The 15,740-nt window shown below is 73.7% G+C and carries 17 protein-coding genes; 9 read left to right on the forward strand and 8 right to left on the reverse strand.

The genetic code is table 11. From position 1 onward, the window contains the following. Both AC07BF_RS10290 and AC07BF_RS10295 read left to right on the forward strand, forming a co-directional pair. On the forward strand, positions 1–888 hold an 888-nt coding region (locus tag AC07BF_RS10290; RefSeq protein WP_478333212.1), incomplete at its 5' end, for an ABC transporter permease. Positions 889–952: 64 nt separating this feature from the next. Continuing rightward, positions 953–2,086 carry an ABC transporter ATP-binding protein gene (locus tag AC07BF_RS10295; protein WP_478333213.1) on the forward strand — a complete coding sequence of 378 codons (1,134 nt, stop codon included), beginning with the start codon at positions 953–955 and terminating at the stop codon, positions 2,084–2,086. 60 nt (positions 2,087–2,146) lie between these two features. Here AC07BF_RS10295 and AC07BF_RS10300 read toward each other — a convergent pair whose 3' ends face one another. Together AC07BF_RS10300 and AC07BF_RS10305 are read right to left on the reverse strand one after the other, a co-directional pair. Further along, entirely contained in the window at positions 2,147–2,806 is a 660-nt protein-coding gene (locus AC07BF_RS10300; protein ID WP_400984489.1) for a response regulator transcription factor, read from the reverse strand. Positions 2,807–2,850: 44 nt separating this feature from the next. Continuing rightward, a complete protein-coding gene (locus AC07BF_RS10305) occupies positions 2,851–4,053 on the reverse strand; it encodes a sensor histidine kinase (protein ID WP_363579406.1) in 1,203 nt (400 codons plus the stop codon). 179 nt (positions 4,054–4,232) lie between these two features. On the opposite strand from AC07BF_RS10305, the gene AC07BF_RS10310 reads away from it, so the two are divergent. Genes AC07BF_RS10310 through AC07BF_RS10320 form a run of 3 tightly spaced genes read left to right on the forward strand, consistent with a single transcriptional unit; the run spans position 4,233 to position 6,693 of the window. Beyond that, positions 4,233–5,171 carry an ABC transporter ATP-binding protein gene (locus AC07BF_RS10310; RefSeq protein ID WP_478333214.1) on the forward strand — a complete coding sequence of 313 codons (939 nt, stop codon included), beginning with the start codon at positions 4,233–4,235 and terminating at the stop codon, positions 5,169–5,171. Further along, positions 5,168–5,923: a hypothetical protein gene (locus tag AC07BF_RS10315; protein ID WP_363579409.1), complete on the forward strand. Its 756-nt coding sequence runs from the start codon at positions 5,168–5,170 to the stop codon at positions 5,921–5,923. Before AC07BF_RS10310 ends, AC07BF_RS10315 begins: the two co-directional genes overlap by 4 nt. 23 nt (positions 5,924–5,946) lie before the next feature. Further along, the gene (locus tag AC07BF_RS10320; protein WP_400984274.1) at positions 5,947–6,693 is read left to right on the forward strand and encodes a hypothetical protein; all 747 of its coding nucleotides are present in this window, start codon (positions 5,947–5,949) and stop codon (positions 6,691–6,693) included. Between the two features lie 130 nt (positions 6,694–6,823). Here AC07BF_RS10320 and AC07BF_RS10325 read toward each other — a convergent pair whose 3' ends face one another. The 3 genes from AC07BF_RS10325 to AC07BF_RS10335 are packed head-to-tail and all read right to left on the reverse strand — an operon-like array spanning position 6,824 to position 9,437. Further along, positions 6,824–7,486, reverse strand: a complete 663-nt coding sequence (locus tag AC07BF_RS10325; protein WP_363579411.1) for a response regulator transcription factor — start codon at positions 7,484–7,486, stop codon at positions 6,824–6,826. Beyond that, positions 7,486–8,661 (reverse strand): sensor histidine kinase, encoded by a 1,176-nt coding sequence (locus AC07BF_RS10330; RefSeq protein WP_478333215.1) that lies wholly within the window; start codon positions 8,659–8,661, stop codon positions 7,486–7,488. Before AC07BF_RS10330 ends, AC07BF_RS10325 begins: the two co-directional genes overlap by 1 nt. A 35-nt stretch (positions 8,662–8,696) precedes the next feature. Beyond that, positions 8,697–9,437, reverse strand: coding sequence for a hypothetical protein (locus AC07BF_RS10335; RefSeq protein WP_363627581.1), 741 nt, complete (start codon positions 9,435–9,437; stop codon positions 8,697–8,699). A gap of 556 nt (positions 9,438–9,993) precedes the next feature. On the opposite strand from AC07BF_RS10335, the gene AC07BF_RS10340 reads away from it, so the two are divergent. Beyond that, positions 9,994–10,767, forward strand: a complete 774-nt coding sequence (locus tag AC07BF_RS10340; protein WP_478333216.1) for an SDR family NAD(P)-dependent oxidoreductase — start codon at positions 9,994–9,996, stop codon at positions 10,765–10,767. Positions 10,768–10,865: 98 nt separating this feature from the next. Beyond that, positions 10,866–11,447, forward strand: coding sequence for a DUF2269 domain-containing protein (locus AC07BF_RS10345; protein ID WP_363627583.1), 582 nt, complete (start codon positions 10,866–10,868; stop codon positions 11,445–11,447). Between the two features lie 24 nt (positions 11,448–11,471). Here AC07BF_RS10345 and AC07BF_RS10350 read toward each other — a convergent pair whose 3' ends face one another. The 3 genes from AC07BF_RS10350 to AC07BF_RS10360 form a co-directional block, all read right to left on the reverse strand. Continuing rightward, positions 11,472–12,245, reverse strand: a complete 774-nt coding sequence (locus AC07BF_RS10350; protein ID WP_400804854.1) for a peptidyl-tRNA hydrolase — start codon at positions 12,243–12,245, stop codon at positions 11,472–11,474. A gap of 165 nt (positions 12,246–12,410) precedes the next feature. Further along, positions 12,411–12,950: a hypothetical protein gene (locus tag AC07BF_RS10355; RefSeq protein ID WP_400804851.1), complete on the reverse strand. Its 540-nt coding sequence runs from the start codon at positions 12,948–12,950 to the stop codon at positions 12,411–12,413. A gap of 86 nt (positions 12,951–13,036) precedes the next feature. Then, positions 13,037–13,969 carry a hypothetical protein gene (locus AC07BF_RS10360; RefSeq protein WP_350875123.1) on the reverse strand — a complete coding sequence of 311 codons (933 nt, stop codon included), beginning with the start codon at positions 13,967–13,969 and terminating at the stop codon, positions 13,037–13,039. Positions 13,970–14,091: 122 nt separating this feature from the next. On the opposite strand from AC07BF_RS10360, the gene AC07BF_RS10365 reads away from it, so the two are divergent. Then, positions 14,092–14,463, forward strand: a complete 372-nt coding sequence (locus AC07BF_RS10365; RefSeq protein ID WP_363579424.1) for a YbjQ family protein — start codon at positions 14,092–14,094, stop codon at positions 14,461–14,463. 142 nt (positions 14,464–14,605) lie between these two features. Beyond that, positions 14,606–15,706: an NAD(P)-binding domain-containing protein gene (locus AC07BF_RS10370; protein WP_400805277.1), complete on the forward strand. Its 1,101-nt coding sequence runs from the start codon at positions 14,606–14,608 to the stop codon at positions 15,704–15,706. Positions 15,707–15,740: the final 34 nt, after the last annotated feature.

Raw genomic sequence — 15,740 nt, forward strand, 5'->3', positions numbered from 1 at the left:
CCCCCCCCCCCCCCCCCCCCCCCCCCCCCCCCCCCCCCCCCCCCCACCCCCCCCCTCCCCCCCCCCGCCCCCCCCCCCCCCCCCCCCCCCCCCCCCCGGCGCCGGCGCACCCACCGCGTCCCGGTCACGCTGCTGCTCCCGGCGCTGCTCGGGCTGGCGTTCCTGATCCTGCCGCTGGTCGGCCTGCTCGTCCGGGCGCCCTGGAGCGGCCTGTCCGAGCAGCTCACCAGCGCCGCCGTCTGGGACGCCCTGCGTCTGTCGCTGATCTGCGCGACAGCGGCCACGGCGGTCTCGCTGGTCCTCGGCGTCCCGCTGGCCTGGCTGCTCGCCCGCACCGAGCTGCCGGGCCGACGGGTGATCCGGGCCCTGGTCACCCTGCCGCTGGTGCTGCCGCCGGTGGTCGGCGGCGTGGCACTGCTGCTGGTCCTCGGACGGCGCGGCATCGTCGGTTCCTGGCTGGACTCGGCCTTCGGCATCACGCTGCCGTTCACCACGACCGGAGTGGTCATCGCCGAGGCGTTCGTGGCGATGCCGTTCCTGGTGATCAGCGTGGAGGGTGCGCTGCGCGCCGCCGACCCCCGCTACGAAGAGGCGGCCGCGACCCTGGGCGCCTCCCGGCTGACGGCGTTCCGCCGGGTGACCCTGCCGCTGATCGCCCCGGGGATCGCCGCCGGGGCGGTCCTCGCCTGGGCCCGGGCGCTCGGCGAGTTCGGCGCCACGATCACCTTCGCGGGCAACTTCCCGGGCCGCACCCAGACCATGCCACTGGCCGTCTACCTCGCCATGGAATCGGACCCCGAGGCGGCGATCGCGCTGTCGCTGGTCCTGCTGGTGGTCTCCGTCGCGGTCCTGGTCGGCCTGCGCGACCGCTGGATGTCGACCCCGTGACGGCCCCGCGAGCCCCGGGCCGGAGCCCGGCCACCGCTGCCCCGACCCCCTGGACGCCGCCCCGATGAGCACTTCCCCCACCGACCCCACCGACCCCACCGACTCGGCCGACCCCGCCTCCACGGCCGCCGCGGCTGCACCTGCACCCGCCCTCGACGCCCGGCTGCGGGTGGAGCGCGCCGCGTTCACCCTCGACCTCGCCCTCACCGCCGCACCCGGCGAGGTGATCGCGCTGCTCGGCCCGAACGGCGCCGGCAAGTCCACCGCCCTGCGCGCCCTCGCCGGGCTGCTCCCGCTCACCGGCGGCCACCTGCGCCTGGACGGACGCCTGTTGGAGGAGCCCGGGCAGCGCGTGCACACCCCCTCCGAGGAGCGTCCCGTCGGTGTGGTGTTCCAGGACTACCTGCTCTTCCCGCACCTCAGCGCGCTCGACAACGTCGCCTTCGGCCCGCGCTGCCAGGGCCGCCCCAAGCGTGCCGCCCGGGCCGAGGCGGCCGGTTGGCTGGAGCGGATGGGCCTGGCCGACCACGCCTCCGTACGACCCGGCAGCCTCTCCGGCGGCCAGGCCCAGCGGGTGGCGCTGGCCCGGGCGCTGGCCGTCCGCCCCCGGCTGCTGCTGCTGGACGAGCCACTGGCCGCTCTGGACGCCCGCACCCGGCTCGACGTACGCGCCCAACTGCGGCGCCATCTGGCCGAGTTCGAGGCCGTGGCGGTGCTGGTGACGCACGACCCGCTGGACGCGATGGTACTCGCCGATCGGCTGGTGGTGATCGAGAGCGGGCACGAGGTGCAGTCCGGCAGCCCGGCGGAGGTCGCCCGGCGGCCGCGCACCGACTACATCGCGCGCCTGGTCGGACTGAACCTGTACCAGGGCGTGGCCGACGGCCACCAGGTCACGCTCACGGCCGGCACGGTCCTGGCCACCACCGAGGAGCTGTCCGGCCCGGCCTTCGTCGCCTTCCCGCCGTCCGCCGTGACCCTGCACCGCGAACGGCCCCAGTCCAGCGCGCGCAACGTGTGGAAGGCCGAGGTCACCGGCCTGGACCTGCACGGCGACCAGGTGCGCGCCGACCTCGCGGGCGAACTCCCGATGGCCGCCGACCTCACCCCGGCCGCCGTCGCCGAGCTGGGGCTGGCGCCCGGATCCGAGGTCTGGGCCTCCGTCAAAGCCACCCAGACCCACGCGTACCCGGCCTGACCCCGACACCGCGCCGGGCCGCCCGCGTCCCCGCCGAGCTCCTGCCCGCTGCGCTCTGCGCTACTCCGACGGCTCGACGAAGCCCGACTCGTACGCGGCGATCACCGCCTGGGTGCGGTCCCGCGCCCCGAGCTTCGCCAGCACACTGCTGACGTGGGTCTTCACCGTCTGCACGCCGAGGAACAGCAGCTCGGCGATCTCCCCGTTGCTGAGGCCGCGCGCGACCAGCCGCAGCACCTCCGCCTCGCGCTCGGTCAGCGCCGCCCGCTCCATGGTCGCGCGGGCGGCGGGATTGCCGTGGCCGGCCGCGAGGCGGCGGATCGTGGCCGGGAACAGCAGCGACTCGCCCGCCGCCACCAGCCGTACCGCGTGCGCGATCTCGGCCGCTCGGGAGCGCTTCAGCAGGAAGCCGTCGGCGCCCGCGCGCAGTGCCTGGTAGACGTAGTCGTCGTTCTCGAAGGTGGTGACGACCAGGATCTTCGGCGGCTGCTCCCCCGGCGCGCCGGGGCGCAGGAGCTCGCGGGTGGCCGCCAGGCCGTCCAGCACCGGCATCCGGACGTCCATCAGGACGACGTGTGGGCGCAGCGAGCGGGCCAGCGCCACCGCGTCGGCGCCGTCGGCGGCCTCACCGACCACCCGTAGGTCCCCCTGCGCCTCCAGGACGGCCCGCATCCCGGCCCGGACCAGCTCCTCGTCGTCGGCGAGCAGGATGTCGATCATCCCAGCGGAGCCCCTCGACGGTCCGTCGCCCACAAGATCGTTCGTCACGAGCCCAAGCGTAGGGGCAACCGGACGGCGAGCACCCACTCCCCGCCCCCGTCGCCCGAAACCCCGGCGGTGGCCTCCCCGCCGAGCAGCGTGGCGCGCTCCCGGATGCCGCGCAGCCCCTTGCCGCCCTTGCCCGCCGCGCCGCCCGGGAGGCGCGCCGGAACGCCGCCGACCGCCGGGCGATTGGCGCAGCGCAGCTCCAACTGCCCTCCCTGAAGGGCGATCCGGACGCTGACCGGCTCGCCGGGCGCGTACTTGAGCGCGTTGGTGACACCCTCCTGGACGATCCGGTAGGACTCGCGGGAGAGCACCCCGGGCAGCGCGCCCGCCGACACCTCGATCCGCGCCTCGACCGGGCTCCCGGCCGACCGGGCGGTGTCGAACAGTGCGGGCAACTGGTCGACACCGGGCTGTTCGGTGGCCGTTCCGTTGCCGGCCGCGCCCTCCGGCGTCTCGCGGAGCAGGACGAGGGTGCGTTCGAGGTCCTCCATGGCCCGGCGGCCGGTCTCCTCGATGACTTCGAGCGCCTTGGCGGTGAACACCTGGTCCCCGACTTCCCGCGCGGCACCCGCCTGAAGGACCGTCACCGTCAGTGCGTGGCCGATGGAGTCGTGCAGCTCGCGGGCCAACCTGTTGCGTTCCAGCAGCCGTTCGGCGCGCAGCTCCGCCTCCGCCAGCCGCTCCGCCGGGGATGGCCCCAGAAGCCTTACAGCCATGGCGAGTTGGAGGCGCCCGGCGGACACCACCAGCCAGCCGTAGCCGATCACCAGCACCGGGGCGAGCGGGAGGTACCAGAACGAGTCCGGTCCGGTCAGCAGGTCGTAGCCGCTGGTGAGGCCGAAGGCCGTCGCGAACCCGACCACCGAGCCGAGCACGACCCGCCCGATCAGCCAGCCGGCGGTGCGCCGCCGGTCCGCCCAGGTGCGGGAGGACTCGGCGGCGATGTCCTCCTCGCGGTCGGGCAGCAGCAGCAGTCGCGCCTGCACCCCCTCGGCGCGCCGCGTCGCGGGGACGAGGGCGACCAGGGCGAGCAGGGCGGTGTCCACCGCGGCGCCGGCGACCACGATCTCGCCCAGGCTCTTGTGGTACGTCCCCGGGTAGATCATCAGGACGACGCCCACGAAGATCCACCCGACCAGCAGATGCAGCAGGCGCGCGTACGTGGCGCCGGCCAGCAGCGGCGCGAGGATCCTGGGCATTCCACCATCCTGCCAGCTCAGCGGTCGGCCCGGGCTCCCCCGCCGGCCTGCCGCCGTCTCCCTCCCGGGAGGGAGACGGCTCCCGACCCCGGCGGGATCCGCCGGTACGGCCCGCTCCGGTCGAATGTGACCACCAGCCGGACGACCCGGCACCGGAGCACCGAGAGGGGAGCGCGGCCGTGATCGAGATCCAGGGCCTCACCAAGGAGTACGACGGTCGGCGCGTCGTCGACGACCTGTCCTTCGAGGTCCGGCCCGGCCTGGTGACGGGCTTCCTCGGCCCGAACGGCGCCGGTAAGAGCACCACCATGCGCCTGATCCTCGGCCTGGACCGCCCCACCGCCGGTAGCGCCCTGGTCGGCGGCCGCCGGTACACCGAACTCGTCCAGCCGCTACGACAGGTGGGCGCCCTGCTGGACGCCCACGCCCTGCACGGCGGCCGCACCGCCGCCGGCCACCTGCGCTGGCTCGCGGCGAGCAACGGCCTGGCGCCGCGCCGGGTGGACGAGGTGCTCGCCCAGGTCGGCCTGACGGACGCCGCCGGACGGCGGATCCGCGGCTTCTCCCTCGGTATGCGCCAGCGCCTCGGGGTGGCCGCCGCGCTGCTCGGCGACCCGCCGGTGCTGCTGCTGGACGAACCGGTCAACGGTCTCGACCCGGAGGGCATCCGCTGGATCCGCACCCTGTTGCGCGAACTGGCCGCCGAGGGCAGGTCGGTGCTGGTGTCGTCCCACCTGATGACCGAAATGGCGCTCACCGCCGACCACTTGGTGGTCATCGGCCGTGGTCGGCTGCTCGCGGACGCCGCCACCGCCGAGCTCATCGACCAGCACGGCCGGACCAGGATCCGCGTCCGGGCCGTCAACTCGGCCAAGCTCGCCGCCCTGTTCGGCGGCGACCTGCTCCGGCAGTCGGACACCGCCGGCAACCTCACCGCGACCGAGGTCGACGACGGCGCCTGGGAGGTGACCGGCGCCGAACCCGAGCAGATCGCCGCGCTCGCCGCCGCACACGGCGTGGTCCTGTACGAGATCGCGGTCCAACAGGACTCGCTGGAGGAAGCGTTCATGCGGATGACCGCCGACAGCGTCGAGTACCGCGCCGAGGCCACCGCATGAGCCCCGACTCAACTCTCCGGCACCACCTCTGCGCCTTCGACGCCGAGCGGATCAAGCTCACCACCCTCCACTCGCTCTGGATCACCCCGCTGCTCGCCTTCGCGCTCACCGTGGGCACCACCACGGCGATCGGTGCGGCCCTCGGCGGCTCGGAGCACAACCTCACCGACGACCCCGGCGTGGGCGTCTTCTACGGGCTCAACTTCGGCCAGGCCGCGCTGGTCTGCTTCGCGGTCCTGCTGATCGGCCAGGAGTTCAACACCCGCATGATCGACGTCTCGCTGACCGCCGTCCCCCGGCGCGGACGGCTGTACGGCGCCAAGCTCACGCTCGGCGCGCTGGTCGGCCTCGGCGTCGGCGCGGCGGGCACGGCGGGCGCCTTCGCCGGGTACGCGGCCACCGTCCCCGGCGACTGGGACGGCCCCGCCTTCGTCCGCAGCGCCACCGCCGGCGTGCTCTACCCGGTGCTGCTGGTGGTGTTCTGCCTCGGCGCGACCGCGCTGCTCGGCAACCTCACCGCCGCCATGGGACTGCTGGTCCCGGTCTTCTTCCTGCTCTCGCCGCTGCTCGGCGGCGTGGCCGGGGTGCGGCAGGTGGCCCAGTTCCTGCCCGACCGGGCCGGCCAGTACGCGATGCACTACGCCGACGACCCGCAGGTCTCGTACGGGCACTGGACCGGACTGCTGATCATGGCCCTGTGGGCCGGCGCCGCGGCCTACGGCGGCCTGCTCGCCCTGCGGCGCGCCAAGTGACCACGAACGAAGGGAAGATGACCATGAGCGCGGCCCACGCCCTGCGCGCCGAACGGATCAAGTTCACCACCCTGCCCTCCCAGTGGGCGGCCCCGCTGGTCGCCCTGGTCCTGACCGTCGGGGTCACTACGGCCGTCAGCGCCGCCTCCGACCCCAAGACCGTGGCCCCCGGCACTGACCCGGCCAACGGGATCTACTACGGGCTGCTCTTCGGGCACGTGGCCGTGGCCTGCCTCGGGATCCTGCTGATCGGCCAGGAGTTCAACACCCGCATGATCAGCACCTCGTTCATCGCCGTCCCCCGGCGCGCTCGGCTGTACGGCGCCAAGCTCACGCTCGGAGCCGGGCTGGGCCTGCTGCTCGGGCTGGCGTCGACGGCGGGCTCGTTCCTGGCCGTCGACGCCACCGTCGGACTGGACTGGTCAACCCCCGGCCTGGCCCGCAGCTTCGTGGCCGGCGTGCTCTACCACCCGCTGCTGGTACTGCTCTGCCTCGGACTGACCACGATGCTGGGCAACTTCAGCGCCGCGCTCGGCCTACTCGGCCCGATGGTGTTCCTCGGCACCACCTGGCTGGCGGCCATCCCCGGCGTCCGCGAGGTCGGCCAGTTCCTGCCCGACCGGGCCGGCCTGTACGCGATGCACACCCGGACCGAGGCCGGCATCCACTACGGCCACTGGACCGGACTGCTGATCATGGCCCTCTGGACGGCCGCAGCCGCCTACGGCGGGCTGCGGGCGATCCGGCGGCACCAGGCTTCCGGCGAGTAGCGCCCGACGGCGGGCGGCGGGCCGGTGGGCCGGTGGGCCGGTGGCCGATGACAACAAACAGCGAACAGATAACAGATTTCGAAATCTGTTATCTGTTTGCTGTTATCTGTTCGCTGTCATCTGTCACTCGTCACCCGAGCCAGCCAGGGCGGACCAGGCCAGACTCGTAGGCGAGGACGACCAGTTGGGCGCGGTCGCGGGCGCCGAGCTTGACCATGGCGCGGCTGACATGCGTCTTGGCGGTCAGCGGGCTGACCACCAGGCGGCGGGCGATGTCCTCGTTGGAGAGCCCGAGCCCGACCAGGGCAAGCACCTCGCGTTCGCGTTCGGTGAGCATCTCAAGGCCGACCGCCTGCGGTTCCTTCGAGCGGGCGGCGAACTCTCCGATCAGGCGCCGGGTGACGCCCGGCGAGAGCAGCGCGTCACCTGCGGCGGCGACCCGGACCGCCCGGAGCAATTCGGCCGGCTCGGCGTCCTTGACGAGGAACCCTGCCGCGCCGGACCGCAGCGCCTCGAAGACGTACTCGTCGAGCTCGAAGGTGGTCAGTACGACCACCCGCACCCCGCCGAGCTCCGGGTCGGCCCCGATCCGCCGGGTGGCCTCCAGGCCGTCGAGGCGGGGCATCCGGATGTCCATCAGCACCACGTCAGGACGCAGCTCGACGGCGAGACGCAGGGCCTGCTCGCCGTCGTCGGCCTCGCCGACCACCTCGACGTCGAGCTGGGCGTCGAGCAACGCCCGGAAACCGGCCCGGACCAGCATCTGGTCATCCACCAGCAGCACCCTGATCATCAGTCACCCCTCGTCAAGCGGGCCCGGACTCGGAATCCCGCGTCGTACGGGCCCGCCTCCAGGGTGCCCCCGAAGGCGGCGACCCGCTCCCTCATCCCGATCAGTCCGGCTCCCGAGCCACCCGCGTCGCCGCCGCCCACCGGGCCCGGGTCGTCGATCCGCACGGTGAGGCCGTCGGCCGTCCGGGAGAGCAGCACGGTGGCCGTCCGGGCGGCGGAGTGGCGGATCACATTGGTCAGGGCTTCCTGGACGATCCGGAAGGCGGCCCGCTGGACGGCGGCCGAAACCTCCCCGGGGATGCCCTCGGAACGGACGCTGACGGTCAGGCCTGCCCGGCCGGCCTGGTCGACCAGTTCGTCCAGCCGGTCCAGGCCGGGGGCGGGAGTGCGCGGCGCGGTGGCCCCCGGTCCGCGCAGCGTGCCGAGGACCTGCCGGACCTCGCCCAGGGCCTCCTTGCTGGCGGCCTTGATCGTCGCCAGGGCGCTTCTGGCCTGTTCCGGGCGGGTGTCGATGAGTTCCAGCGCCACCCCGGCCTGGACGTGGACCAACGAGATGCTGTGCGCCAGGATGTCGTGCAGCTCGCGGGCCATCCGCAGCCGCTCCTCGTCGACGCGGCGCCGCTGCGCCTCCTCCGCGGCGGCTCTGGCGGCGGCGAACTGCTCGCGGCGGGTCCGGGCCAGTTCCGCACCGGTCGCGATGAGCAGCAGCACCGCCGTGACGCCCAACTCCTGCCAGGCGTTGGCCTGCCAGCTCTTGGCCCGCAGCCAGTCGTGCGGAACCGCGTAGCTCATCAGCAGCTGACCGACGTAGAAGGCGCCGCCGCAGGCCCAGGCCGCCCGCCGTCGCCCGCACTGGACCGCGACGAAGAACGCCACACCAAGACTGACGAAGACCGGGCCGTACGGGTACCCGGCGAGCAGGTAGCCGATGGTGACCGCTGTGGTACCGACCATGACCGCCGCCGGGTGGCGGCGGCGCAGCAGCAGCGCGGCGGGGCCGAGCAGGAGCAGCGCGTAGCCGAGGGCGTCGAGCTGGACGCGGTCGGGCTGCCGGTGTCCTGCGCCGACCGTGCCCGCCACTTGGAAGCAGGCGACGGCCAGCGACGAGAGCACGGGCAGGCCCGCCCGGCCGGACCGGTTCCACGGCGGCTTCCACGACGGGCGCAACTCGTTCATGCCGGAAGGCTAGTGCGGCGCGCCACACCTGGGCATCAGCTCGCGGGTGCGGGCGCAGCTACTCCCGCCGTAGTACGCGACTGGCCCGTGGAGGGGGTGCCGCCGTCCCGACGCCACAGCGTCAGGCTCACCGCGACGAACCAGAGGAAGCCGACGTAACGTCCGACCGGGATCAGCAGCGTGGCCGGCTCGGCGACCAGCGAGAGCAGAGACAACGTGCTCGCGGCGGACAGGGCCAGTCCGGACCAGGCCACCCAGGCCGGCAGCGCCCGGCTCACCAGCGCGGTGCGCGACACCTGCCACAGGACCACGCCGAGCGTACCGATCGCGGGCGCAGCGCCGGTGATGAAGGCGAGGTCCATGAGGGCGCGGGACACCGACAGGTCCGCGGCGGTGCCCAGCAGCGACAGGACCCAACCCGCGCTCGCGGACAGCACCAGCAGGACCCCGGACGCACTGCCCGCCGCCCGGACCACACCCGCCCGCACCGGGGTGCCGTAGCGGCCCACGAACTCTGTGAGCCAGGGGACGAACGCCAGCAGCGCCAGTGCCGAGAGCAGTTGGAACAGGGCTCCCACCTGAAGCGAGCGGTGCAGCGCCGCCGGATCGGCGAGCAGGTACTTCCGCACCACGTCGTCACTGGAGTACGGGGTGGCGAACGGCCCGGAGGGCGCGGTGATGCCGCTGATGACGAGGCTGGCCACGAAGAGGAGCACGTACAGGATGCCGCTGAGCGCTCCCGCGGACGACCGGCGGGGCGAGGTGAAGGACGACAAGGTCGACAGCCTCCAGGCAAGGGACGGCGCCGGCTGGAAGGCCCACGTCCGGCGCGGTTCAGTTCACCGCGCCGGCCGCGCCGGGGCGTCCTCCGGAGGAAGGCTTCCGCCGTACGCCCGCGGAGGTACCGGAGCACCGGCCGCCCTCACACAGGCCTGGTGCTTCGGCCGTGGGTCGCACCAAGGGCTCGGCCACCAAGAGAGCATTGTCCCTTGTGTCGTGTCAGCAGCTGGTCTGAGACTGGCACTTCGGCCTCCTCCCAACGTCGTACCACCGGGACGCGACGCTACGTCAGCAGGAGTATCCCGACGGCCGCCGCTCGGACGACGACGGCGTGCAGGCGCGGCGCCGAGGATTCCTGGGGTCGGCACGGGCGGCAGGTGCCCGCATCGGCGGATCAGTCCGGGGCGACGCGCCGGCCGCCAGGCCGGCGCCCTCAACCCGGCGCGACGCCCGGCCGAAGCCGATGACGCCACGGCCCCCTCCCATGTCTGACGAGACCACGCCGCCCGCCGGCCGATTCACCGTCAACCGAGAATCCACGGAGCCACACTGATGACCACGCCACTGCCCACCTATCCCGATCTCGCGGGCAAGGCCGCCCTCGTCACCGGAGGTTCCCGGGGCATCGGAGCCGAGACGGCAAAGGCCCTGGCCGCCAACGGTGTCAAGGCAGCCGTCGTCGGCCGCGACCGGAGTGCCGTCGACCGGACGGTCGGCGAGATCCGCGCGGCAGGCGGAACGGCGGTCGCGATGACGGCCGACTGCACCGATCCCGCCGACCTCGTGCGGCTGCGTGCACAGGCCGAGCAGTCCGTCGGTCCGATCGAAGTGCTCTGCGCGTTCGTCGGCGGAGGCGGCGACCCGGTGCCGATCGAGCAGATGAGCCTGGAGCACTGGCACTCGGTGGTCGACCTGAACCTGACCACCACCTTCCTGGCCGTGCAGACCTTCCTGCCCGGCATGATCGAGCGCGGCGGCGGTTCGATCATCACCATGGCGTCCACCGCCGGGCGGCTTCCCGGCGGTGCCGCCGCCTCCTACGCGGCGGCCAAGGCAGGCGTGCTGATGTTCACCCGCCAGGTCGCACAGGAGGTGGGCCGGTACGGCGTGCGGGTCAACTGCCTCGCTCCGCCCTTGATCATGACGGAGAGCCAGCAGGAGCGCATACCCGCCGAAAAGCTCCCGCTGATCGTCAGGCAGTTCCCGCTGGGCCGCGCAGGAGTGCCCGCCGATGTCGCTCACGCCGCGCTCTTCCTCGCGTCCGAGTCGTCGTCCTGGCTGACCGGCCTGACGATCGACGTGGCCGGCGGGCGCATCATGCTCTGACGCCGGTGGCCGGCCGCAGCCACAAGCCGGCGACCACGGCGCTCGCCACGAGAGCCTGACGCAGGCCCCCTCCCCCGTCGCCTCCCGAAGGACCCCGTATGACCACCCCCGCCGCGTCCTCCGCGGCAACGCCCCGTCCGGGCACCCGGCAGCCCAAGAACTTCCGCCTCTCACCGACTGCCCGCAAGAGCGCGGTGGTCGTGCACATCGTCAGCTCGGTCAGCTGGCTGGGCCTGATGCTCTGCCTGCTCACACTCGGCGCGACAGGGCTGCTGACGGACAGCGCGGAGACCCTGCGCAGCGCCTACCGGATGATGCCGGTCCTCGGCGACGCGCTGGTCTTCCCGCTGAGCCTGCTCTCCCTGCTGACCGGACTGCTCCTCGCGCTCGGCACCCCCTGGCGCCTGTTCAGGTACCGCTGGGTTGCCGTCAAGTTCTGGCTCACCCTGGCCGCCACCGCCGCCTCGATCTTCGAACTCACCGCCCGGCTGCACGAAGCGGCCCACCTGGTGGACCAGCACCCCACCGGCACCATCGCGGACATGCACCTCGGATTCACCCGCTACAACCTGGTGATCATCCCGATCGTCGCGCTGTCGGTGTACGTCGCCAACGTCGTGCTCTCCGTCGTCAAACCGTCGGGACGCCACCATGCCCGTTCACGGCCCAGTGGCGGGTGAGCCGAGGCAGGGCCGAGCTCGCTGTCAGACCTCAGCAGTCCCCCGCAATGCCGGGTGGTCCGCGATCACCGTGCAGCTACCCGGCGCGATCTCGGTGAAGCCCGCATCCCGGACCAGCGGCAGACCGCTGGTGACCAGCCCCTCCCACGCCTCCGCCGGGGCCGTCCGCACCGCGAGCGCGAATCCGGCCTCGGCCCACTCCTTGCGCTGCGCCTCGTCCAGCCGCCACCAGGCCAGCTGGGCGGCGTGGCCGGTCTGCGCCATCGTCTTACCCGCGCTCATCTCCAGCTCCGGGTTGAGCCACAGCACCGGCAACCCGGGCTCAGGAGCGCCGACCTCGGTGGTCTCCTCCAAGTCCGTCCCGGAGACCTGGAGCTTGGCGAGGTCCTTCGGCCAGCCATCCAACGGCACCGGCGGAAACACCCGCACCTCGGCCTCCCGTCCGCTCACCGTGATCCCCGGCAGTTCGCCCGCCCGGCGCCACTCCCCGCCCCGGGCCCGCCGGACCACCTTGCGGATCCGGGCGTCCTCCCAGGCCTCGACCCGCTCCGCCCACTCGCCGTCCGCGTCGGTCACCCGCGAGTCGGACAACAGGGTGAGCACCGCCCGGGCCGAGGTCTCCAGCGCGTCGGTCCGCCCGGGCGGCGTGGCCTTCTCCAGCCGGACGAGCAGCGGCAGCACGTACTGCGGCCGCGCGTCACGGTCCGCCGGGGCCGGGGCGTCGTCGGCAGCGGAAACGGGCGCCGGAGCGGAATCGGAAGCGGCATCGGGAGCAGGGGTGTCGAACGGAGAAGTCACCCGTCCAGCATGCCAGCCCCGCCACCCCGGTGATCACGCGGTGCCGGGAGCCCGTACGACCCGCCCCGAACCACCCGAGCCGCCGCCATCTCCACCCCCGTCCCTACACGCCCCTGCCCCCGCACGCCCCTGCCCCTGCACACCCCCGCCCCCGCACACCGCCGCTCAGCGCAGCCGCTGCCGCAGTTCGTCGACGGCCGACCGGATGCCCGCGCTGTAGGCGTCCTCGGGGAGCGCGTCCAGGCTGCGCACGGCGCGTTCCAGCTGCTCGCGCGCGAGGTCGGGCTCGCCGAGCTTGAGGTGGTCCGAGGCCAGGTTGAGGTGCAGCGAGGGGTAGAACGCGCGCACCTGGAGGGCGGACTCGTAGGTCTGGGCACGCTCGGCGGTCAGCGAGTCGGCGGCGGCCAGCGCCCGCCGGTCCCACTCCAGCTCGTCCTGCGGATAGTCCTGTAGGTCGGCCAGGTAATGGGCGAGGACGCAGCGGTGGAAGACGTCGCCCCGCTCGCCGAGCGCCGCCCAGAGCGCCTCGAAGCTGGCCCGCGCCTCGGCCGTCCGCCCGCGCTGGGCGGCCTGCACGCCGTCCAGTCCGAGCGCGATCCGGGTGAGCACCTGGTCGTCCCGGCCCGCCGGACTGTCCGCCCGGGCCGGACCGTCCGCCCCGTCCGGTCCCCCGGGTACCGCACGCACATCAGACGTATCGGACATGCCCGCAGCCTAGTCGCCCACCCGTCGCAGCGCCCGAAGAGCACTTCGCACCATCCCGACCAGGGCCGACCCGGCCCGACGGCCGGTCAGCGCCGGTAGCCGCGCTGCGGGTCCCGCGCCTCCGCGTCCTCGTACGTCAGGAACCAGCCCTCCGGGTGCGTGGCCGCCAGCAGCACCTCGGTGCGCTGCTCGGCGCCCAGCTCCGGGTCGCCGTCGTCCGGTCCGTAGACGCCGAACAGTTCGTCGTGACAGCCGTCCCAGTCGTAGTCGTACAGGTCGGCCGGCAGGTCGCCCATCATGTCGGCCACCGACTCGGGCTGCGCGCCGAGCAGGGCCCGGGCGTCCACCAGGGCCATCCGCAGCCCGATGTCCTCGGCCAGACATCGCGGCAGCGGCCATTCACCGAGCGCGAGGTCGTCGGCCAGGTCGTCGAAGGCCCGGGCCATGGCGCGGCGCCAGTTCCGGTGCAGCCGCCAGGTGCGCTGGGGCAGGCGGGCGTAGACCGCCCAGTCGGCGTCCTCGCCGTCGACGACCGGGTCGTCACCGTGCTCGTCGAAGTCGTCGTAGGCGGCGTCGGCCAGGCCGATCAGCTGGGCGTGCAGGAGGCAGGCGGTGCGCGGGGTGAGGGTCCAGTCCGCGCCGGCGCCGCCGTCCTCGTCCTCGTCGCCCTCCAGCGGGAACAGCTCGGCGAAGTCCGGCGCGAAGTCCTCGGTGACGCTGATCTCCAGCGTGCCGCCGATCGCCTCGACCCCGGGGATCGCGGCCACCAGCCGGTCCGGGTGCAGCAGGGCGCCGAGCGCCGCGTTGGCGTCCTCGGAGACCTCGCGCAGCAGCTCGCGGCGCTGGCCGGCCGGGTCGACGCCCTCGAACACCAGCTCCTCGACGGCCCTGATCGCGGCGGCGCGCAGCGCCGGCCAGTCGGTGATCCGCAGGCCCAGCACCACCGTCGCCTCGATCTCCTGCGCGCCGGAGTCCTCCGCCGCGCCCGGCCCCTGTGGATGATCGCTTCGCTCGCCCATGGGGCTACGGTACGGCCTTTCGGCCGCCCGATCACCGGTCTGAACCAGCTTCTGGACCCCTTCTCGGCCATCGCCCGGCCCCGCCTCGATCACTCGGACGTACGACACGGCAGGATGGACCCATGGCTGACATCAACGAGTACGGCGGCGGGCAGGGCCCGAACGCCGACGTCCTGGTCGTGACCACCAACGACATCCCCGGCTTCCGGGTCGATCATGTGATCGGCGAGGTCTTCGGGCTGACCGTGCGCAGCCGCCACCTCGGCAGCCAGATCGGCGCCGGACTGAAGTCGCTGATCGGCGGCGAGCTGCGGGGCCTGACGAAGACCCTGGTCGAGAGCCGCAACGAGGCGATGCAGCGGCTGATCGAGCAGACCAAGGCGCGCGGCGGGAACGCGGTGCTGATGATGCGCTTCGACGTGACGGAGGCGGCGGACGTCGGCACCGAGGTCTGCGCCTACGGCACGGCCGCGGTGATCTCCCCGGCCGTCTGACGCGTCGCCCGCGCGGGGCGCCACGCGGCGGGACCGCAAGCACCCGCGGACGCGGGAACACCCGCCGCACCCCCGATGTTTCACCGGCGTGACTGTTTACGGTGCAACCAATGGCGGGCAGCGGCACGCGGACGTCCTGGTAGTGGACGTCCACGTGGTGGACATCCTGGTGGTGGGCGCCGGACAGGCCGGACTGTCCGCCGCCTACCACCTCCGCCGCCGCGGCTTCGCCCCCTACCGGGCGGACGCCGACGGCGGCTTCGTCGTGCTCGACGCCAACCCCGCACCGGGAGGCGCCTGGGCGCACCGCTCACCGTCCCTGCGGATGGCCACCGTGCACGGTTTCCACGACCTCCCGGACGCCGAACTCCCCGCGCCCGACCCCGAGGCCCCGGCGCGCGAGGTCGTGCCGGGGTACTTCGCGGCGTACGAGGCCCGGCACGCGCTCCCGGTCGTACGCCCCGTCGCCGTTCGCGCGGTGCGCGCCGAGTCGGACCGCCCGGACTCCCGGCTGCTGGTCGAGACCGACCACGGCACCTGGTCCACGCGGGCGCTGATCAACGCCACCGGCACCTGGACCCGCCCGTTCCTGCCCCACTACCCGGGCCACTTCGCCGGTCGCCAACTGCACTACGCCGACTACCGCGGCCCCGGGGAGTTCGCCGGCCGGCGCGTCCTGGTGGTGGGCGGGGGCGCTTCGGCGATCCAGGTGCTGTCCGAGGTGGCTGCGGTCGGCGAGACGGTCTGGGTCACCCGGACCCCGCCCGTCTACCACGAGGGGCCGTTCACCCCCGAGTACGGACGCGCGGTGGTCGCCAAGGTCGAGGAACGGGTCCGGCAGGGCCTGCCGGTGCGCAGCGTGGTGAGCGTCACCGGGCTCGGCCCGTCCGTCGCCTACCGGCGTGCCGAGGAACTGGGCGCCCTGCACCGCCGCCCGATGTTCGACCGGCTCACCGAGCACGGCGTCGCCTGGGGGGAGGAGGAGCTGGCGGTGGACGCGATCGTGTGGGCCACCGGCTTCCGCCCGGAGGTCGGCCACCTGGCCCCGCTCGGGCTGCGCTCCCCCGGCGGCGGCATCGCGCTCACCGGCACCCGTGCCACCGCCGACCCGCGCGTCCACCTGGTCGGCTACGGCCCGTCCGCCAGCACCATCGGCGCCAACCGGGCCGGTCGCGCCGCCGTCAGCGACCTCGTCCACCTGCTCGGCGACCCGGCCAGGCTGCCCGCCCCGGCCGTGGTCTGAAGCAGTCGGGAGGGGAAGGGCGGGGCGGTCGGCC

The organism is Kitasatospora sp. NPDC043950, from assembly GCF_056435345.1.